Annotated in this window: 23 protein-coding genes; 19 read left to right on the plus strand and 4 right to left on the minus strand. The window is 59.1% G+C overall.

Going from position 1 to position 19,751, the window contains the following annotated elements:
- Positions 1-231 precede the first annotated feature (231 nt).
- From WH87_RS11340 to WH87_RS11410, 16 genes are all read left to right on the plus strand, one after another.
- A complete protein-coding gene (locus tag WH87_RS11340) occupies positions 232-699 on the plus strand; it encodes a CoxG family protein (RefSeq protein ID WP_046139066.1) in 468 nt (155 codons plus the stop codon).
- A gap of 132 nt (positions 700-831) precedes the next feature.
- Entirely contained in the window at positions 832-954 is a 123-nt protein-coding gene (locus WH87_RS20200) for a hypothetical protein (RefSeq protein ID WP_281175227.1), read from the plus strand.
- Between the two features lie 194 nt (positions 955-1,148).
- Positions 1,149-2,153, plus strand: coding sequence for a BMP family lipoprotein (locus WH87_RS11345; RefSeq protein ID WP_046139065.1), 1,005 nt, complete (start codon positions 1,149-1,151; stop codon positions 2,151-2,153).
- Between the two features lie 34 nt (positions 2,154-2,187).
- Positions 2,188-3,759 (plus strand): ABC transporter ATP-binding protein, encoded by a 1,572-nt coding sequence (locus WH87_RS11350; RefSeq protein ID WP_046139064.1) that lies wholly within the window; start codon positions 2,188-2,190, stop codon positions 3,757-3,759.
- Positions 3,756-4,703, plus strand: coding sequence for a GIY-YIG nuclease family protein (locus WH87_RS11355; RefSeq protein ID WP_046139063.1), 948 nt, complete (start codon positions 3,756-3,758; stop codon positions 4,701-4,703). Before WH87_RS11350 ends, WH87_RS11355 begins: the two co-directional genes overlap by 4 nt.
- Positions 4,697-5,830 (plus strand): ABC transporter permease, encoded by a 1,134-nt coding sequence (locus tag WH87_RS11360; protein ID WP_407060041.1) that lies wholly within the window; start codon positions 4,697-4,699, stop codon positions 5,828-5,830. The genes WH87_RS11355 and WH87_RS11360 overlap by 7 nt, the downstream gene beginning before the upstream one ends.
- A gap of 3 nt (positions 5,831-5,833) precedes the next feature.
- Entirely contained in the window at positions 5,834-6,799 is a 966-nt protein-coding gene (locus WH87_RS11365) for an ABC transporter permease (protein ID WP_046139062.1), read from the plus strand.
- Between the two features lie 178 nt (positions 6,800-6,977).
- On the plus strand, positions 6,978-7,385 hold the full coding sequence (locus WH87_RS11370; RefSeq protein ID WP_046139061.1) for a cytidine deaminase: 408 nt from the start codon (positions 6,978-6,980) through the stop codon (positions 7,383-7,385).
- The gene (locus WH87_RS11375; RefSeq protein ID WP_046139060.1) at positions 7,382-8,176 is read left to right on the plus strand and encodes a purine-nucleoside phosphorylase; all 795 of its coding nucleotides are present in this window, start codon (positions 7,382-7,384) and stop codon (positions 8,174-8,176) included. The genes WH87_RS11370 and WH87_RS11375 overlap by 4 nt, the downstream gene beginning before the upstream one ends.
- Positions 8,173-9,162 (plus strand): deoxyribose-phosphate aldolase, encoded by a 990-nt coding sequence (gene deoC, locus WH87_RS11380; RefSeq protein WP_046139059.1) that lies wholly within the window; start codon positions 8,173-8,175, stop codon positions 9,160-9,162. Before WH87_RS11375 ends, deoC begins: the two co-directional genes overlap by 4 nt.
- A gap of 167 nt (positions 9,163-9,329) precedes the next feature.
- Complete coding sequence (locus WH87_RS11385) at positions 9,330-11,696, plus strand: aldehyde dehydrogenase family protein (RefSeq protein WP_046139058.1); 2,367 nt, start codon at positions 9,330-9,332, stop codon at positions 11,694-11,696.
- 3 nt (positions 11,697-11,699) lie between these two features.
- Positions 11,700-11,996 (plus strand): DUF6958 family protein, encoded by a 297-nt coding sequence (locus tag WH87_RS11390; protein ID WP_046139057.1) that lies wholly within the window; start codon positions 11,700-11,702, stop codon positions 11,994-11,996.
- Positions 11,997-13,316, plus strand: a complete 1,320-nt coding sequence (deoA, locus tag WH87_RS11395) for a thymidine phosphorylase (protein ID WP_046139056.1) — start codon at positions 11,997-11,999, stop codon at positions 13,314-13,316.
- Between the two features lie 123 nt (positions 13,317-13,439).
- A complete protein-coding gene (locus WH87_RS11400) occupies positions 13,440-14,657 on the plus strand; it encodes a phosphopentomutase (RefSeq protein ID WP_046139055.1) in 1,218 nt (405 codons plus the stop codon).
- A gap of 17 nt (positions 14,658-14,674) precedes the next feature.
- A complete protein-coding gene (gene upp / locus WH87_RS11405; RefSeq protein ID WP_046139054.1) occupies positions 14,675-15,304 on the plus strand; it encodes a uracil phosphoribosyltransferase in 630 nt (209 codons plus the stop codon).
- A gap of 57 nt (positions 15,305-15,361) precedes the next feature.
- Positions 15,362-15,757: a VOC family protein gene (locus tag WH87_RS11410; protein WP_046139053.1), complete on the plus strand. Its 396-nt coding sequence runs from the start codon at positions 15,362-15,364 to the stop codon at positions 15,755-15,757.
- A gap of 40 nt (positions 15,758-15,797) precedes the next feature.
- Here the strand turns inward: WH87_RS11410 and WH87_RS11415 are convergent, their stop codons facing one another.
- The 4 genes from WH87_RS11415 to WH87_RS11430 all read right to left on the minus strand — a co-directional run bounded on the left by WH87_RS11415 (position 15,798) and on the right by WH87_RS11430 (position 18,200).
- A complete protein-coding gene (locus WH87_RS11415; RefSeq protein ID WP_046139052.1) occupies positions 15,798-16,418 on the minus strand; it encodes an HAD family hydrolase in 621 nt (206 codons plus the stop codon).
- Between the two features lie 69 nt (positions 16,419-16,487).
- Positions 16,488-17,051 carry a TadE/TadG family type IV pilus assembly protein gene (locus tag WH87_RS11420; RefSeq protein WP_082092635.1) on the minus strand — a complete coding sequence of 188 codons (564 nt, stop codon included), beginning with the start codon at positions 17,049-17,051 and terminating at the stop codon, positions 16,488-16,490.
- 8 nt (positions 17,052-17,059) lie between these two features.
- Positions 17,060-17,623, minus strand: coding sequence for a TadE/TadG family type IV pilus assembly protein (locus WH87_RS11425; protein WP_046139050.1), 564 nt, complete (start codon positions 17,621-17,623; stop codon positions 17,060-17,062).
- A 121-nt stretch (positions 17,624-17,744) separates the two neighbouring features.
- On the minus strand, positions 17,745-18,200 hold the full coding sequence (locus WH87_RS11430) for a pilus assembly protein N-terminal domain-containing protein (protein WP_046139049.1): 456 nt from the start codon (positions 18,198-18,200) through the stop codon (positions 17,745-17,747).
- Positions 18,201-18,591: 391 nt separating this feature from the next.
- Here WH87_RS11430 and WH87_RS19375 point away from each other — a divergent pair, with 391 nt between their 5' ends.
- The 3 genes from WH87_RS19375 (at position 18,592) to WH87_RS11440 (ending at position 19,645) form a co-directional block, all read left to right on the plus strand.
- On the plus strand, positions 18,592-18,756 hold the full coding sequence (locus tag WH87_RS19375) for a Flp family type IVb pilin (protein ID WP_082092636.1): 165 nt from the start codon (positions 18,592-18,594) through the stop codon (positions 18,754-18,756).
- A gap of 106 nt (positions 18,757-18,862) precedes the next feature.
- Positions 18,863-19,057, plus strand: a complete 195-nt coding sequence (locus tag WH87_RS20205; RefSeq protein ID WP_046139735.1) for a Flp family type IVb pilin — start codon at positions 18,863-18,865, stop codon at positions 19,055-19,057.
- 87 nt (positions 19,058-19,144) lie between these two features.
- Positions 19,145-19,645, plus strand: coding sequence for an A24 family peptidase (locus WH87_RS11440; protein WP_046139048.1), 501 nt, complete (start codon positions 19,145-19,147; stop codon positions 19,643-19,645).
- Positions 19,646-19,751: the final 106 nt, after the last annotated feature.

Here is a 19,751-nt window from a genome sequence, read left to right on the forward strand (position 1 = left end):
TCCCCGTAATCTGACGCCGAACCGGCGGATTGCGCTTGCGCGCCCTATAGATTGCCCCTGCCTCGGCGCCTGACAATTGCAACACCGTCGCAGGGCAACTATTTAGACCATATTGGTGCGAAAAAGCCGCACGTAAAGAGCGGGGCGCTAAGACTTGTCAGGCAATTGTTTCACGGGTCATTCGGGCCACAATAGGGCCGGGGATCTGGCTGTCGGCGGAGGACTTGTCTGATGGATTTTGGTGGACGCTATTTGATCGCCGCGCCGCGCGAAAAGGTCTGGGCCGCGCTGAACGATGCGGAGGTGCTCAAAGCTGCCATTCCGGGTTGCCACAAGATCGAATGGGTGAGCGAGACAACGCTTGATCTCGAGATCAAGGTGAACCTGGGCGTGGTCCATCCAGTCTTTAAGGGTGGTTTGACGCTCTCGGGCATCGTCCCGGCCGAGCGCTATACGCTTGCGGGCAAGGGCAAAGGTGGACTACTGGGCCTTGCCGAGGGCGCAGCAGACATTGTGCTGACCGACGAGGGCGACCAGACCCGCCTGGTCTTTACCGCTGAAGGCGGCGCGTCGGGCCAGATCATGCGGCTCGGAAAGGCCATTATCGGCAACTCGGCGCAAAAGGTCATCGACGGGTTTTTTGAGCGCTTCGGCAGCGCCATGGGTGCGGACGTCACGCCGCTTGGAGTTGAGGCGTAAGCCCCTGTCGGTGCTGCCTTTACCAAACCTTAACCACGCCCACTTCTGCCTTCAAAGGATCACAATCGGGCGCGGTTTGTTGGGTTAGGAAATGGCCAATCCGATCCAGCCAATTTGAAACAAATCCGCGCCATGACCAAAAGCACTCGTGACACTCTCGCCCTCTTCGCCATTGCTACTTTTGCGATTCTGGCGGTGCTGTATAATGACCTTAATCCAGGCAATGTGCTGCTCGATCTGCTGGCTCGGCTTTAGGCCCTTGCCTGAGCTGTAAGCGCGGCGCTGCCTGCCTATTCACCAAGGCGGCAGAATTTTGACCAGTCGGAAAAAATTACTAGATTCCCTCTTGCGGGCACATCGTTTGCACGATTGTATCCTCCTTTAGCGCACGGACATTGTCCATTGGCGGCTCAAGCCAATGCCCCCGTGCGATACAGGGAGATCAAACAATGAAATTCTCGACCTTTACCAAGGCCATCACTGGCGGTATCGCGCTCAGCGCGCTTTTGACTGGCGCTGCTCTCGCTGAACCAGCCCTGATCTATGATCTGGGCGGCAAGTTCGACAAGTCCTTCAACGAAGCTGCATACAACGGCGCCGAAGCCTGGAAGAAGCAGACGGGCGGCAATTATCAGGATCTGGAACTGCAGAACGATGCTCAGCGCGAGCAGGCTCTGCGCCGTTTCGCATCGCAGGGTGCAAACCCGATCGTGATGATGAGCTTCATGTGGGAATCTGTGCTGGCGCCACTCGCCGCTGAATTCCCAGACACCAACTTCGTCGTGATCGACGCTGTTGTGGACGCGCCAAACGTTCAGTCGATCCGTTTTGACGAACACACCGGCTCGTTCCTCGTCGGCGCTCTGGCTGCCATGAAGTCTGATTCTGGTACCTACGGCTTCATCGGCGGCATGGACGTTCCGCTGATCCACCGCTTCTACTGCGGTTATGCACAGGGCGTTAAGGCTGTTAAGGCCGATGCCAAGCTGATCGAAAACTACACCGGCACCACCCCAGCTGCCTGGAACGATCCAGTCACCGCTGGCGAGCTTGCCAAGGCTGCAATCGACTCCGGCGCTGAAGTGATCTTCGCTGCTGCTGGTGGCTCGGGCCTGGGCGTGCTGCAGACCATGGCTGACGCTGGCAAGTACTCGATCGGTGTCGACAGCAACCAGAACTACCTGCACCCAGGTTCGGTTCTGACCTCGATGGAAAAGCGCGTTGATAACGCCGTCATCGAAGCCTTCACCAATGCTGGTGACGACGCAACCTTCAAGCCAGGCAAGATCAACCTCGGCCTGCAGGGTGACTTCGTGGGCTATGCGCTCGACGAGTACAACAAGGACCTGCTCACCGCAGACATGATCTCCCAGGTTGAGGCTCTCAAGGCCAAGATCCTGTCTGGCGAAATCCAGGTTCATGACTACGAAACCGACTCGAGCTGCCCGCTCTAAGCGGCACCCGATGAGCGGTACCTCCTCAGACAACATGCAGCGGCCGGAAACGGCCGCTGCAGCCACCCCTGCCAACGGCTGGGCCATTGAGCTTGAGAAGATCAACAAGCGATTTGGCGCCGTCCACGCGAACAAAGACATCGACCTCAAGGTCGCGCGCGGCACTATCCATGGCATCGTAGGCGAGAACGGCGCTGGCAAGTCCACGCTGATGTCGATCCTCTACGGCTTTTACAAAGCCGATAGCGGCACCATCCGCGTCAATGGCACTGAAGCCAACATCGCTGACAGCCGCGCCGCCCTGGCGCTTGGCATCGGCATGGTCCACCAGCACTTCATGCTCGTCGACAATTTCAGCGTGCTCGAGAATGTCATTCTGGGTGCCGAGGATTCTGGCTTCATCAAGCCAAGCCTTGACCGCGCCCGTCGCGAACTCGATCGCCTGGAAACCGAGTATCAGCTCGAAGTCGACCCCGATGCGACCATCGAAGATATTTCGGTGGGCCAGCAGCAGCGCGTCGAAATTCTCAAGGCGCTCTATCGCGGTGCTGAAATCCTTATTCTGGACGAGCCCACCGGCGTTTTGACGCCCAAGGAAGCGGATGATCTGTTCCGCGTGCTCCGCACCCTGCGGGAGCAGGGCAAGACCGTCATCCTGATCACCCACAAGCTGCGCGAGATCATGGCGATCACCGACAATGTCTCGGTGATGCGTCAGGGCGAAATGGTGGCCACGGTCAAAACCGCTGAGACTTCGCCTGAACACCTTGCCGAATTGATGGTCGGTCGCAGCGTGCTGCTGCATGTGCAAAAGGACGCGGCCAATCCGGGCAAGACCCTGCTCGAGGTCAAAGACCTCGTCGTCACCGACGACATGGGCATTACCCGCGTCAAATCCGTGAGCTTTTCCATCCGCGCTGGCGAAATCGTCGGCATTGCGGGCGTCTCGGGCAACGGTCAGACCGAGCTGCTCGAATCTATCACCGGCATGCGCGATCAGCGCTCCGGCACTGTTATCCTCAATGGCAATCCGCTCTCGCTCAAGGGCGATGACGGTGCAGCCCGCGCGCGTGCTGCAGGTCTTGCACACGTGCCCGAGGATCGTCAGCGCATGGGCCTGATCACCACGTTCAGCGAGTGGGAAAACGCCATCCTTGGCTATTCCGACAGCGAGGACTACGGCAAGGGCGCCATGCTCGATATCGCCAAGGCGAAGGCCAAGGCCGCCGAGCACATCAAGACCTTTGACGTGCGCCCGGCCGACATCAACCTCAAGACGGCGCTGTTCTCTGGCGGCAACCAGCAAAAGATCGTGCTGGCCCGCGAGATGGACCGCGACCCCGACGTGCTCGTTGTGGGCCAGCCGACGCGTGGCGTCGACATTGGTGCCATCGAGTTTATCCATAATCAGATCATCAAACTGCGCGACGCCGGCAAGGCAATCCTGCTGGTCTCGGTCGAGCTGGACGAAATCCGCTCGCTGTCCGACCGCATCCTGGTGATGTTCGACGGCCAGATCGTCGGTGAAGCCGAGGCTGCCACCGCCACCGAAGGCCAGCTTGGCCTGATGATGGCCGGCGTCGTCGAAGAAAGGCAGCCATCGTGAGTGCGCTGGGCCGGACGGTTCGGCTTTTTTTGGTGGATGGGAATGCTCAATCAGGCCTGATTACGGCTGAGATTATTAATTGGACTGGTCGCGTGGTGGTTGCGCCTAGAGAGCGGCTTGCTGATCTTGTCCGACGCCCCGAGGCAGAAAAGACGGGTGTTTATATCTTGCTTGGTGATGCTCCCGACCCGAGCGTACGCCGTACAATCTACGTGGGAGAGAGTGACGTCGTTGGGCGCAGAATTGTTCAACACTCGAGAGACGAACAGAAGGATTTTTTTGAGCGGGTTTGCCTAGTCACAAGCTCGGATCAGAATTTAACCAAGGCCCACGTCCGATATCTGGAAAGCCGGATCGCGGAGATAGCTACTGCGTCTGGTAGGGCGCACGTGCTGAACGCGAATGATCCACCAACCGGAGTCATGCCCGAGTCCGACATAGCGGACATGGAGTTCTTTATTGAGCAGCTCAAGACTGTGCTGCCGGTGTTGGGTTTTGACATACTCAGGGATCCCATATCGATCCGCCAAAAGCCGGAAGACGAAAACGTCGTCTGGTTGGCAGATAGCCAAAACAGACTGGAGCTTAAGCTCCGCAATAGCAACGATGGTCTGCTAGCTGAGGCAGTATTAGTCGGCGACGAGATCATTGTACGGGAGGGCAGTCTAGCGAGAAAAGATCCTGATTTCGCCATGAACCAATACAGCGGATTGAGGGATCAGCTGATCGCCGATGGCTCGTTGCAAACAACCGACGACGGCAAGACCCTGAAATTTTGTCGCGACGTACCTTTTTCCAGTCCGAGCGCAGCAGCGGCGGTAATTTATGGCCGGAACGCTAATGGTCGGACTTCTTGGCGCGTTAAAGCCACGGAACAAACTCTGAAAGAGTATCAGAACGCGATGCTTGAAGCTGCTAGTGCCGATTTGGAGGCTGCATCGTGAGTGCGCTGAGACCCCTACCGCGCTGGGCCGATCTGGCTCTGCTGCCTGTATTGAACCTGCTGCTGGCTGTGCTGGTGTCGGGCCTTGTGGTGCTGATGATCGGACAAAACCCGCTCACCGCCATCTGGGCCATCATCACCGGCGCGTTCGGCAATGGCTACAACATTGGCTACACGCTCTATTACGCCACCAATTTCGTGTTCACCGGTCTTGCGGTGGCGCTGGCAGCCCATGGCGGTCTGTTCAACATTGGCGGCAACGGTCAGGCCTATGTCGCTGGCCTCGGTGTGATCCTCGTGGCGCTCGCGCTGCAAGATACCCATTGGCTGATCGTGGCTCCGGCGGCTCTGGTCGCGGCGGCTGTGTTTGGCGGCGCCTGGGCGTTTATTCCCGGCTATCTGCAGGCAAAACGCGGCAGCCACGTCGTCATCACCACCATCATGTTCAACTTCATCGCTGCGGCGCTGATGATCTACATGCTCAACCGCGTGCTCAAACCGGCCGGCGTGTCGGGACCTGAATCGGCGATGATCGCTGAGACCGGGCGCATGCCCAAGATTGGCAGCTTCTTTGCGCCGTTCAACTATACCCCGGTCAACCTCTCCATCTTCATCGCGCTGTTGGCGCTGGTCGGGGTCTATTTCCTGATCTGGCGGACCAAGTTCGGCTATGCCCTGCGCGCCATGGGGCAGAACCCCACGGCGGCTCGCTATGCCGGTATTTCCAACTCCAAGATGATCATCATCACCATGACGCTCTCGGGCGCTCTGGCGGGCATGGTCGCGTTCAACGAAGTGCTGGGCGTGCAGAACCGCCTCGTGCTCGATTTCGTTGCCGATGCGGGCTTTGTTGGTATCGCTGTGGCGTTGATGGGGCGCAACCATCCCATCGGTATTGGTCTGGCCGCACTGTTGTTCGGCGCGCTCTATCAGGGCGGCAACGAACTGCAATATGTGATTTCTGGCCTTGATCGCACCGTCGTGGTGATCATTCAGGCGCTGGTGATCCTGTTCACAGGTGCCATGGAGGGGCTGTTCCGCCCCGGATTGCAACGCACATTCATGCTGTTCTCACCCGAACAAAAAGCCGAAGCGGTTAGCCGCGAAACCGTTGGGAAGGAGAGCTAAGCCATGGATATGGGTGCAATTCTCTCCATTCTCGACGCGACGCTGCGTCTCTCCACCCCATTACTTCTGGCGTGTCTGGCCGGTCTTTATTCCGAACGCGCTGGCGTGTTCGATATCGGCCTTGAAGGCAAGATGCTGGCCGCTGCGTTTGGCGCGGCGGCTGTCGCCGCTGTCACCGGGTCAGCCTGGCTCGGCCTGCTCGCCGGTATCGGCGTCTCGGTTGCCACCGCTGCCCTTCAGGGCGCCGCGGCCATCTCGCTCAAGGGCAATCAGTTGATCGCTGGCGTTGCCATCAACATGCTGGCCGCTGGGCTGTGCACGTTCCTCGGCCAGCAATGGTTCCGTCAGGGTGGGCGCACACCTGCGCTTGGGCCCAATGGTCGCTTTGGCACCATCGATCTGCCCTTCGCCAATGAAGTTGCCGGTGTGCCGATCCTCGGACCGATCTATTCCGAGCTGATTTCCGGGCACTACATTCTGGTCTATGTCGCCTTCCTGATGGTGCCGATCACCGCCTATGTGCTCTATCGCACCCGGTTTGGTCTGCGCCTGCGCGCCGTGGGCGAAAACCCCAAGGCCGTCGATACAGCCGGTATTTCGGTGGTGGCTTTGCGCTATCAGGCCGTCATCGTCACCGGCGTGCTTTGCGGTCTGGCCGGGGCATATTTCTCCATCGCGCAGGGTTCGGGCTTTGGCAACAACATGACGGCGGGCAAGGGCTTCATCGCTCTGGCCGCGCTGATCTTTGCCAAGTGGAAGCCAGTGCCCGCCATGTTCACCTGCCTGCTCTTCGGTTTCCTCGATGCCCTGCAGATCCGCCTTCAGGGTGCGCGTCTGTTCGATGTCGAAATCCCCGTTCAGGCCATTCAGGCGCTGCCCTATGTACTGACCGTCATTCTGCTTGCTGGCTTTATCGGCAAGGCCGTTGGCCCCAAGGCCGGTGGTGTTGCCTACACCAAAGAGCGCTGACGTTCGGACCCTCGCCCCTCAGGGGAGAGGGTAGCGGCGCCGGAAGCGTAGCGACCTGGCAAAGCTCGGGTGAGGGGTGAAGGCCCAAGGATGACCCGCAACGCTGAGCCTCTCTTTTGGCCATGGGCCACCGTCTCCCCCGGGGAGAAGGCAAGAGGGGGCGGAGGAGAAGAGATTGATGACTGAAACGACCGATAAGGCCTTGTTCGAGGCCGCCGAAGCTATTCGTGCCAAGGCCTATGCGCCCTATTCGCGCTTTCAGGTGGGCGCTGCCATCCTTGCGGATGACGGCAAGATCTATTCGGGTGCCAATATCGAGAATGCGGCCTATCCGCAGGGCAATTGCGCCGAGGCCTCGGCTATTTCGGCAATGATCGCCGGTGGCGGCAAGCGCATCACTCGGATCTATGTCACCGGGCCCGGCTCGGCTCCAGTGACCCCATGCGGCGGCTGCCGCCAGCGTATCCGCGAATTCGCCGATCTCGACGTCGAGATCATCAGCCATGGCGTGGATGGCGAGCCGCTCGTCCGCACCCTCGATCAACTGCTGCCCTATTCCTTCGGCCCCGAGTATTTGCCCAAATGACCAAAGCGTCCAAAACCATCCAGAAGATCGCCGGCAAAGAGCCAATTGCTGCCGCCATCGTGCTTGGCTCGGGCCTGTCGGCCATTGGCGATCTGCTGGCCGACAAGGTCACCATTCCTTATTCCGAGCTCAAGGGTTTTCCCGGCGGCGGCGTTTCTGGTCATGGCCGTGACCTGCTGATCGGCACCATGGGCGGCAAACGCATTGCCATCCTCACTGGTCGTCAGCACGCCTATGAGCATGGCAATGCTGCGGCCATGCGTCCGGCACTCGAAGCCATGTCCGAGATTGGCGCGGAAAAGCTGCTGCTCACCAATTCGGCCGGTTCGCTCGACGAACGCTTCCAGCCAGGCGATCTGATGCTGCTCAGCGATCACATCAACTATGCCGGCATGAACCCGCTGATCGGCGAGCCAACCGACCGCCGCTTTGTGAACATGGTCGATTGCTACGCTCCTGATCTGCGCGCCAAGGCACACGGACTGGCCGACAAACTCGACATCAAGCTCGGGGAAGGCATCTACCTTTGGTATTCCGGCCCGAGCTTTGAAACGGTTGCCGAAATCCAGATGGCCATCCGTCTCGGCGCCAATGCCGTAGGCATGTCGACGGCACCCGAGGTGATCCTCGGGCGTTTCCTTGGCATGAAGGTCTGGGCCTGCTCGTCCATCACCAATATGGGCGCGGGGCTCTCGAGCGAAAAAATCAGCCATGAGCACACCAAGATCATGGCAGTGCAGGGCGCGGAGAAGCTGAAAAAGCTCATTCCCGCGCTGGTGGAGGAGCTATGAACCTACGCGTCGTCGACACCAAACCGACACACACACCGCACAAGCGCAATCCCGGCTTTCCGCTCGATCTCGATTGGGTGGAACGCGTCCGTATGAACCGTTCGGCGCTGGAGCGCCGGGCTGGCAGCATCGGAGCGCGCCGGACCGTCAAGAAGGACTATCAGCTGGCCTGGCTGCTCAAGGCCATCACGCTGATCGACCTGACAACGCTCAATTCCGACGATACCGACGGGCGCGTCGAGCGGCTCTGTGCCAAGGCGCGCCATCCGCTGCGCAGCGATATCCTCGCCAAGCTCGATCTCGGTGACCTGCGCATCCTGCCCGGCGCGGTCTGCGTCTATCACAACTTCGTCGGCACCGCCGTCCGCGCACTCGAAGGCACCGGCATTCCGGTTGCCGCCGTCTCTACGGCCTTCCCGCATGGTCTGGCGCCGGTCGAAACCAAGCTGCGCGAGATCGAACTCTCGGTCGCCGATGGCGCCAAGGAAATCGACATCGTCATCGAGCGTGGCATGGTGCTGCGCGGCGACTGGCAGGCGCTTTACGATCAGGTCAAAGCCTTCCGCAAGGCCTGCGGCGATGCCCATATCAAGACCATTCTGGGCACGGGCGAGCTGGCCACCCAGACCAATATCGCCAAGGCGAGCCTGGTCTGCATGATGGCGGGCGCCGATTTCATCAAGACCTCGACCGGCAAGGAAAAGGTCAACGCCAATCTCGTCACCTCGCTGACCATGATCCGCATGATCCGCTGGTTCGCCGAAGAGACCGGCATCGAAATCGGCTACAAACCTGCCGGCGGTATCGCCACGGCAGGCGACGCGACAAAGTACATGGCGCTGATGAAAGAGGAGCTCGGAACGCACTGGCTGCAACCGCACCTTTTCCGCTTCGGTGCTAGCAGTCTGCTAACCGATATAGAGCGTCAGCTAGAGCACGGGTTAACCGGTCACTACGCGGCGGACTACCGCCAGCCGATGGTTTGACACGGCCACATTGTAAGAGGCCGTGCGGGTTTCGTTCTATCGTCATTGCCGGGCTTGTCCCGGCAATCCACCTCAGTTTCGCATGCTTTGAGCGCGCGGGTGGATCACCGGGACAAGCCCGGTGATGACGGTGACGAGGACTTTCCTGGGCCGACAAGGAGAACGACATGAACAAGATTGCGCAGATATTTCAGTCGCTTGACTACGGCCCGGCCCCAGAGGGCCCCGAGCAGGCCAATGCCTGGCTCGACAGCCACGGGCGCAAGTTTGGCCATTTCATCGATGGCAAATGGACTGCCCCCGGAAAGACCTTTTCGACCGACAATCCGGCCAGCGGCGAAAGCCTCGCCCAGATCAGCGAAGGCACGGCTGACGACGTCAACGCAGCGGTGAAAGCCGCGCGGGCGGCGTTCAAACCCTGGTCTGCCCTGTCCGGTTATGAGCGCGGCAAATACCTCTATGCCATTGCGCGCGCTGTACAAAAACACGCCCGCCTGTTCGCGGTTCTCGAGACCATGGACAATGGCAAGCCGATCCGCGAAAGCCGCGACGTCGACATTCCGCTCGTCGCCCGCCACTTCTACCACCATGCCGGCTGGGCCCAGCACCTGAGCCGCGAATTCCCTGATGCCGTGCCCTATGGCGTCTGCGGGCAGATCATCCCGTGGAATTTCCCGCTGCTGATGCTGGCCTGGAAGATCGCTCCGGCGCTCGCTGCCGGCAACACGGTCATCCTCAAACCAGCCGAATTCACCTCGCTGACCGCCTTGCTGTTCGCCGAAATCTGCGAGCGCATTGGCCTACCCAAGGGCGTGGTCAATATCGTGACCGGGCAGGGCGGAACCGGCGAAGCCATTGTGGCCCATGAAGGAATCGACAAGATCGCCTTCACCGGCTCGACCGAAGTGGGCAAGGCCATCCGCGCCGTCACCGCTGGCACCGGCAAGGGGCTGAGCCTCGAACTGGGTGGCAAAAGCCCCTACATCGTCTTTGAAGACGCCGATATCGACAGCGCCATCGAGGGCCTGGTTGACGCCATCTGGTTCAATCAGGGCCAGGTCTGCTGCGCCGGCTCGCGCCTGCTGGTGCAGGAGAGCATCGAAGACCGCTTCATCACCAAGCTCAAGACGCGCATGGCAAGCCTCCGCGTCGGGGACCCGCTCGACAAATCCATCGATATCGGCGCGTTGGTCGCGCCGGTGCAGGTCGAACGCATTCGCGACCTGATGAAACGCGGCGTCGCCGAAGGCGCGGTGGTCTACGAGGCCGATGGTCCGGTTCCTGCCAATGGCTGCTTCCTCAAGCCAGCGCTCGTTACCAATGTCTCGCCCGCCAATACGCTGGTCGCCGAAGAAATCTTCGGGCCGGTACTGGTCGCCATGAGCTTCCGCACGCCTGAAGAGGCAGTGGCGTTGGCCAACAACACCAAATACGGCCTCGCCGCGACGATCTGGAGCGAGAACATCAATCTCGCGCTCGATATCGCCCCCAAGATCAAGGCCGGTGTGGTCTGGATCAATGGCACCAATAATTTCGACGCCGCCGTCGGCTTCGGCGGCTACAAGGAAAGTGGCTTTGGCCGCGAAGGTGGCCGCGAAGGCATGGCCGCTTACCTCAAGCCAGCCTGGGAAAAAGAGCTCAAAGTTGCACCCGCCGCCAAGGCCATTGCCGCCAAGGGCGACAACCCGCTCGATAGCGCCCATGTTGATCAGACCGCCAAGATGTATATCGGCGGCAAGCAGGCCCGCCCCGACAGCGCCTATGAACGCTTGGTGTTCGACCCCGCCGGCAAGCTGATTGGCGAAGTCGGCGAAGGCAACCGCAAGGACATCCGCAACGCGGTGGAAGCCGCGCGAGGCGCTCTGGGCTGGTCGACGACCGCTGCCCATTCGCGCGCGCAAATCCTCTATTTCCTCGCCGAAAATCTCGATTATCGCCGCGATGAGTTTGCCGCCCGCATCAAGGCCCAGACCGGCGAAGATGGTGGCAATGAAGTCGCCCTCTCGGTGGAGCGCCTGTTCGCCTTCGCTGGTTGGGCCGACAAATATGATGGCGCGGTACACAATCCGCCCATGCGCGCCGTGGCTGCAGCCATGGTCGAGCCGCTCGGCGTGCTGGGCATTGTTGCGCCAACCGCACGGCCGCTGCTTGGTTCGATCGCGCTGATCGCCCCGGCTCTGGCCATGGGCAACACTGTGGTTTTGGTGCCATCGAGCCAGTCGCCGCTGTCGCTGACCGATCTCTATCAGGTCATCGAAACCTCTGATGTCCCCAATGGCGTCATCAACATCGTCACCGGTGACAGTGTGACCTTGGCCAAGACCCTGGCCGAGCATGATGGTGTTGATGGTCTATGGTTTGCCGGATCAGCCGAAGCCTCCACCATGGTGGAAAAGGCCTCGATCTCCAATCTCAAGCAGACCTGGACCACGCGCGGTCTGAATTACGATCTGGCGGATCGGCGCTTTGAGGGCGACTATTTCCTTGCCAAGGCAACGCAGGTCAAAAACGTCTGGATTCCATACGGGGCCTGAGCCATGAGCGACAAGATCGAGGTCGAAAATGTCGGGCAGCCGGGCAAGACCTATCGGGTCGACGCCACCAAATACGCGGCAATGCGCGCTGCCGTATTGAAGGTGGTGCCCGATGTGGCGCCCGGCATACCAGTGGCTGCACTGATCGATGGGGTCAAAGCACACCTGCCACAGGACCTGTTTCCAGGTGGCGAAAAAGCCGGCTGGTGGGTCAAGTGCGTGCAACTCGATCTGGAGGCCAAGAAGGTTCTGGCACGCACGCCTGCGCCGGTCCGGCTTTACCGCGTGACGGGGCAATAGATGGTTTTTCTTCCTCAGGAAGTCATTGCGCGCAAGCGCGATGGCGCAACGCTTACTGCCGATGAAATCAGCGAGTTCATTGCTGGGTTCACGAAGGGAAGCGTATCGCACGCGCAAGCGGCGGCCTTTGCCATGGCGGTCTATTTTCGCGACATGGATATGGGCGAGCGCGTCGCGCTAACCCTGGCCATGCGCGATAGCGGCACGGTGCTTGATTGGTCCGATCTCGATGGCCCTGTGGCCGACAAGCATTCGACCGGCGGCGTCGGCGATAATGTCAGTCTGATGCTGGCGCCGATCCTTGCCGCCATCGGCATTTATGTCCCGATGATTTCGGGCCGAGGCCTCGGCCATACAGGCGGCACGCTCGACAAGTTCGATGCCATTCCTGGCTACACCACCAGCCCCGACAATGCGCTGTTTCGCAAAGTGGTCGAGGACGCCGGTTGCGCCATTATCGGCCAGACCGCCGACCTCGCGCCCGCGGACAAAACCCTCTACGCCATCCGCGATGTGACGGGCACGGTGGAATCCATCCCGCTGATCACTGCCTCCATCCTGTCCAAAAAGCTGGCCGCAGGACTTGGGGCGCTGATCCTCGATGTCAAAACTGGCTCGGGCGCCTTCATGCCGACGTTGGACAAGTCGCAGGCGCTGGCCGAAAGCCTCGTGACCGTCGCCAATGGCGCGGGCCTCAAGACAGCAGCGCTGATCACCGACATGAATGAACCGCTGGCATCGGCTGCTGGCAATGGTCTGGAAGTCCGCAACGCCGTCGACTTCCTCACCGGCAAGCATCAGGACGCGCGCCTGCGCGAGGTGACCCTGGCGCTTTGCGCCGAAGTCGCGGCGATGACCGGCATTGCCCCAGATGTTGCCGCTGCCCGTAGAATGGTTGATGACGCGCTCGATAGCGGCCGCGCCACCGAGCGCTTCAGCCGCATGGTGGTGGGTCTTGGTGGTCCCGCCGATTTCGTCGACAACATGGATCACCATCTGACGCCTGCGCCGATCATCCGCGACGTGTTCGCGGACGGGCAGGGCACCATTGTCGCCATCGGCACCAAGGGCGTCGGCATGGGCGTTGTCGCGCTCGGCGGTGGCCGCACCATGCCCACCGACAGCATTGATCACACGGTCGGCTTTGATCGCCTGTTGGGGCTGGGTGCTGTCGCAGACAAGCAAACGCCGCTGGCTCGCATCCACGCCCGGGACGAGGCTTCCGCAGCTGATGCCGAGGCGCGGCTCAAGGCCGCCTATCGCTTGGGGGACCGGGTGCCAAATAACCCGCTTATTGCTAATCGGATTGCTCCGACCTAAGTCCAATCAACGGTGTCATTCCCGCGAAAGCGGGAATCCCTCTGACAATGTGAAGGGAGATTCCCGCTTTCGCGGGAATGACGCAGAGTTCAAACTGAACGCCATCTGCTCAAGGAGCCTGCAATGCCCCGCGCCATTCTGTGCATTCTCGATAGTGTCGGCATTGGTGGAGCGCCGGACGCCGACAAGTACGGCGATGTTGGCTCCAACACCTTTGGACACATCGCTGAATTTGCCGCTGCGGGAAAGGCCGACCGCGCGGGTTTGCGCTCGGGCGCGCTGCATGTGCCCAATATGGACGCGCTGGGCATTGGTGCGGCCATTCAGCTGTCTACAGGGGTACTACCGCCCGGCCTTTCGGCAACGGCCAAAGGCGGGCGCTTTGGCGTTGGCCGTGAAGTCAGCAAGGGCAAGGATACGCCCTCGGGGCACTGGGAAATCGCCGGGGTGCCTGTGCCGTTCGATTGGGGCTATTTTTCCCAGACCGAGCCAACCTTTCCTCCCGAGCTGATCGCCGAGTTCATCACTCGGGCCAAGCTGCCGGGCATTCTGGGCGATAAGCACGCCTCGGGCACCGATATCATTGCCGAGCTGGGCGAGGAGAGCATCCGCACTGGCAAGCCGATTTGCTACACCTCCATCGACAGCGTGTTCCAGATCGCCGCGCATGAAAGCCATTTCGGCCTCGAACGGCTTTATGAAATCTGTCAGATCGCGTTCGAGCTGACCGCGCCGCTGATGATCGGGCGGGTCATCGCGCGACCTTTTGTTGGCGATGATGCATTCAGCTTCAAGCGAACCGGCAATAGGTGCGACTTCGCCATTTCGCCACCAGAGCCAACTTTGCTCGATCGCAACCAGGCGGCAGGCAATCAGGTGTTTGCCATCGGCAAGATCTCCGACATCTACGCTGCGCATGGCGTGACCCACAAAATCAAGGGCACAGGCCTGCCGCAGCTGTTCGACAAGACGCTTGAGGCGCTGGAAATGGCGGCGGACCATGCGTTCGTCATGACCAATTTCGTCGATTTCGACAGCGAATATGGTCATCGCCGCGATGTGCCCGGCTATGCGGCGGCGCTGGAATATTTCGACACGCGCCTGCCAGAGCTGATTTCCAAGATGGCGCACGACGATCTTTTGATCCTGACCGCTGATCACGGCAATGATCCGACCTGGCCGGGGACAGATCACACGCGCGAACAGGTGCCGATCCTGGTCTTTTCCCCAAGCCTGTCACAAGGCGAGATTGGCATTCGCTCCACCTTCGCCGATATAGGTGAAAGCATAGCCGCCTGGCTGGGCCTCGCGCCTGGCCGCCACGGCAAGAGTTTCCTCTAGTACGAACGGGATATCCAATGAGCAACGTGACCGTCCTCGATCACCCGCTGATCCAGCACAAGCTCACCATCATGCGGAACAAGGAAACGTCCATTGCGGGCTTTCGCCGTCTGCTGCGCGAGATCGCACATTTGATGTGCTACGAGGTCACCCGTGATCTTGAGCTTGAAATGGTGCCTATCGAGACGCCGATGACCGAGATGGAGTCGCCGACGATCAAGGGTAAGAAGCTGGTATTTGCCTCGATCCTGCGTGCCGGTAATGGTTTGCTCGATGGCATGCTCGATCTGGTGCCCGCCGCGCGCGTCGCCCATATCGGCCTCTATCGCGATCACGAAACATTGGAGCCAGTGGAATACTACTTCAAGGCTCCGGCCGATCTAGCCAACCGCCTGATCATCGTGGTCGATCCCATGCTGGCCACTGGCAATTCCGCGACTGCAGCCATCGAGAAGCTTAAGGAGCGCGGGGCCAACAATATCCGCTTCCTGTGCCTGCTGGCTGCGCCCGAAGGCATCAAGCACTTCGCAGAGGCCCAGCCCGATGTGCCTGTTTACACCGCGTCCATCGACACCCATCTCAACGAGAAGGGCTATATCATCCCCGGCCTCGGCGACGCGGGCGACCGCATGTACGGCACGAAATAAGGTTCTGCCCGCGCGGGTCCTCGCTGCGCTTGTCCAAGCTAAACAAGAGTTCAACTCATGGCTAAACTCGTCCACTCGATGATCCGTGTTCTCGATGAGGCACGGTCTGTCGAGTATTACCGCAAGGCATTCGGGCTCGATGTGGTTGACCGCATCGCCTTCCCGGACTTTACGCTGGTGTACCTGGCGTTAGCGCAGGGCGGGTTTGAACTCGAACTGACCATCAATGCAGGCCGCACCGAGCCTTACAATCTGGGTGATGGTTATGGCCACCTCGCCGTCGTGGTGGACGATATCGACGCAGAATATGCGCGATTTGGTGCCGAGGGGCTGACGGTCGGCAAGCTTGTCGATTTCAAGAACGGTGATACGCCGGTGGCGCGTTTCTTCTTTGCGACGGACCCCGATGGCTACCGGATCGAAGTCATCCAAATGGGCGGACGTTTCCGCTGAGCCCAAACAAAAACCCCGGATCGCTCCGGGGTTTTCTGTTTCACTTGGCTTTGAGCGGCAGGCCCAGAGCAATCAGTTCCTTGCGCAGGGCAGCGGGATCCTTGAAGTGGATACCTTTCATGCCGTATTTCCGCGCGGCGACGATATTGGGCTCGCTGTCGTCGATGAAGACGCAGGATTCAGGCGCCATGCCGTAGCGCTCGCAGAACACGCGGTAGAGGCGCGGATCGGGCTTTACCAGACCTTCAAGGCCCGAGACGATCACGCCGTCGAACTTCTCGAGGAATGGCCATTCTGGCAGGCAGCTGACCCACTTTTCCCAGGAGAAGTTGGTGATGGCGAACGTCGGGATGTCTTGTTCGATCAGCTCGTTGTGGATGTCGATCGTGCCCTGGATGAAGCCACCCAGCGTTTCCTTCCAGCGCAGGTCATAGGCCTGAATTTCGCGCCAGTATTTGGGGAAGCGGGTGATCAGCTTGGCTACGCCTTCGGAGTAGATCTCGCCGGCGTCGAATTCGAGATTCCAGTCCAGCGTGCAGATGTTGTCGTGGAACCACTGGGCGTCCTCTTCTGTCTCGAAGAGCTTGCGGAACAGGTACATAGGGTTCCAGTCGACGAATACGCCACCAAGGTCGAACACGGGAATAATCGTATCGTTCATGTCTGGAAACACCGGAGTAAGAGAAGATACCCGGCTTTTGGCATGCGCCCATGCGGGGCGCAAGCTGTGCTAGCGGATCTGGATGCCGCCCTCGAAGCGGGGCAGGTAGTAAGTCACGCGGTGGAGCGGGACAGTGGCGTGAAACACTAAGCCTCGCAGTGGTAGATAGGAGAAACTGGCCTCCGACACGATGACCGTGTTGTTTTTGGCGAGGTCGAGCAAGGCGTCGGGCAGGGTGAAAGACTGGTTGGCTCGGTATTGCACGCCTACAGCATATTTTCTGTCGACGTATTGTCGCGACCACAGCACTTTGGCCGACTGTCCATCAGCTGCAACAGATACGGCAGTGACAACTTGGGTAACAGGGTCGGCGGAATGTGGGGCCATGATCCCCTGCGCCGCTTGAAAGTAGTCCGTGAGCGTTGCGGCCGTGATGGCCGTGTTTGACCGTGCGACCAGATCACCCACTGCGCCACTGATGGATTGGACACGCCTGTCCATTGAAATCAAAGCACTGGCTTCCACGCTGCCGAGATAGATCAACAACATGACAGGCAGGATCATTGCGAATTCTACCGCAGCAACACCGGTATCGGCGCGTCGGAATCGAGCTAGCAGTGTTCGAAAGCTCATCGTCCCCCCTAGCTGAATGGTTCGTTGCGGAACACAGTTACGGAGGCCAGCAAAACCTGGTTGTCCGGCAGGTTGGCGAGGCTCGCGCCAAGGTTAAGAACCAAAGGCCAACGGTAATAGGCTTGCACAACGATGACGTCTGAACCAACACCTGGTTGGAAACTCTGCGGTTGGGTCCAGTCGCAGTTAGAGGTTTTACAATTGAAGTCGACCGGTGGCTTGTAGTTCGCAGATGCGAAATTATCGATCACACTCACCTGTATGTGCAGGCCGGCGCAGTTCTTGAACAGACCGAAAAGTCGTCCACACAGGTCTTCGCGGAAATTATCAATCGTGTAGTTACCGGTTGCTTGACCAATACGGATTATGCGGCCCGAGTCCTGCACTGCGCTCTCAAGCACCTGACCCGACAACAGGACCACTGCGGTTTCCAGAATGGCGCCCAGAATGGCAAAGAACGGAATAGCCAGGATGCCGAACTCGATCATGGTCGCGCCGCTTTGATCGCGCAGGAAACCACGCCGCCGCGGCAGCACAAAGCGTCCCAATCGTTTTAAGAAGCGTCCAGCCATGAACCACGCTCGGTTTGTTCGCCCGAAGCGTAGAATGTTCTGCCTAATCGTTGGTTAGTGTAAGGCGCTACGCCGCGGACGTTTGAAGTCACCGTTAACCGCGAGTAAAACGGAGCGGCGTCTATTCCATTAGACTCTGGACGATTGCCGAGGACTTGACGACGTCTGTGGAGTAGGAGGTATCGTCACCCATCATCACAACCGACTGACAAACCGGCGCGCAGGCAACGCTGGTGCGGCTCGTGCCCTGGTAGACCGTGGTAACGCCAGCCTGCATCTGCACCACTTCCACAAGTGTGTCCGCAATGGGGTTTCCGGCGCTATCGAGCACGATCAGGTTGGTTTGCCCAAAGCTTTTGCCGGTCAGGATCAGCGTCTGCGGGTCCTGGATAGTCACGTCAGCAATGCCGGGGTTGCCGACGATCACCGTCGCGGCTGGCGAATTGATGCGCAGAATTCTTGCCATGTTGACGTTCACGTTGATCGGGGCACCGTCCTGGGCTGCAACGGGAGATGGAGCCGCGGCCGCCAGCATGGGCAGGCACAGGGCGATGACAGCAGCGAGGTTTGAACGCATCAGATGGACCCAACGGTATTGAACACCATGAGGACATTTTCCACGCGAATGGTGAATATTTGGCAAATGCCGCCCTGAAGTGGTTATTGAAACGTTTCCATGTATTTGGTGAGTGGGGTAAGTATACGGTTGCCGATTTGCTTATTTCGTGACGCATGGTGAGTATTTAGAACCTGCGAGTTCTCCTATATATAGGGCGTTGGGCATTCCGTAAAATGCCGCCAATTCTATTAATGCTTTGATTAGCATGATGAAATCGAGGCGGGAGTGCTTGTTTGGAGGGGCGTAGATTAACTCAATATCAACAAGTAACGATTAGCTTTGTACATGTTCGATATGTGACGTGTCGAACGATGGCGTCATAAGATGACGTGATAAAAGGAGCCTGAGAATGAAGCTTTTCGCACGTTTTGCGCAGGATGAATCTGGCGCGACCGCAATTGAATACGGCCTGATCGCCGCTCTGATCTCTGTGGCCATTATTGTTGCAGTGTCCACCCTCGGCAATACGCTCCGCGGCGTGTTCACCAACATCAATGCCGAGCTGAACAAGTAATAGTTCAACAAACGAACTGTTGTAAAAACGGAAAAGGCCCGAGAGGGCCTTTTCTTTTAGATGGTCGGGCCATCGTACATCTGCGGTGCACAGCGCTGGGGGCGAGATGTTCAAATTGACTGGCAGGTTGGTTTCCGCGTTCCTGCGCGACGAGCAGGGCGCCACGGCAATTGAGTACGCGATGATCGCCTCTCTTTTGTCGATCGCAATTATGACGGCCGTCCTTGGTGTGAGCAACGGGACCGGCAGCCTGTTCGACAGTGTGTACACGAAAGTCGTTTCCGCAATTCAAGGCAGCTAATTGCACAAGCCGTGTTCGGACGTTTGCTAAGAATTAATGTCGCGGGTGGATAGTGGCATCTCGACAATCCTCCGCAAGAGCCCGTAAATGCCCACTGTCGCGCTGTTCATATTTCCCTTCTTTATGGCATTTGCTGCGTCGTCAGACCTTTTGACCATGCGTATCTCCAACAAGCTGGTATTGTTGCTGGTTGCGTCATTTTTTGTTCTGGCCTTCATCCTGCAGATGCCTCTCGCGGAAATGGGCATGCATCTCGCTTGTGCGGCGGTTGTGCTCCTGGTGGGGTTTACCTTTTTTGCCTTCGGTTGGATCGGTGGAGGGGACGCAAAGCTCGCTGCCGCGACGACGCTCTGGCTGGGATTTGGCCTTGCTCTACCGTTTCTGATTTATGCGGCGTTGCTGGGTGGCGCACTTACCCTGCTTGTTTTAGCACTGCGCCGCTACCCGCTTCCCTCCTTCCTCGCCCGCTTGAGCTGGCTAGATCGCCTGCATGACCCCAAGTCGGGCGTGCCATATGGCATCGCATTGGCCATCGCAGGGCTGCTGACGTACTCAAGCTCATATATATTTTTGGGGCTCACGGCCTGACCGTATCGTTCTAGACTAGAGGGCCGTCTGATCATTGCGATTGTGCGGCTCTTTGTTGTTTTTGCCTCTTTCTTCATGACGCATAATATTTACTTGTTGTTAACTT

The organism is Devosia epidermidihirudinis (genome assembly GCF_000971295.1).
GTDB classification, from domain to species: Bacteria; Pseudomonadota; Alphaproteobacteria; order Rhizobiales; family Devosiaceae; genus Devosia; species Devosia epidermidihirudinis.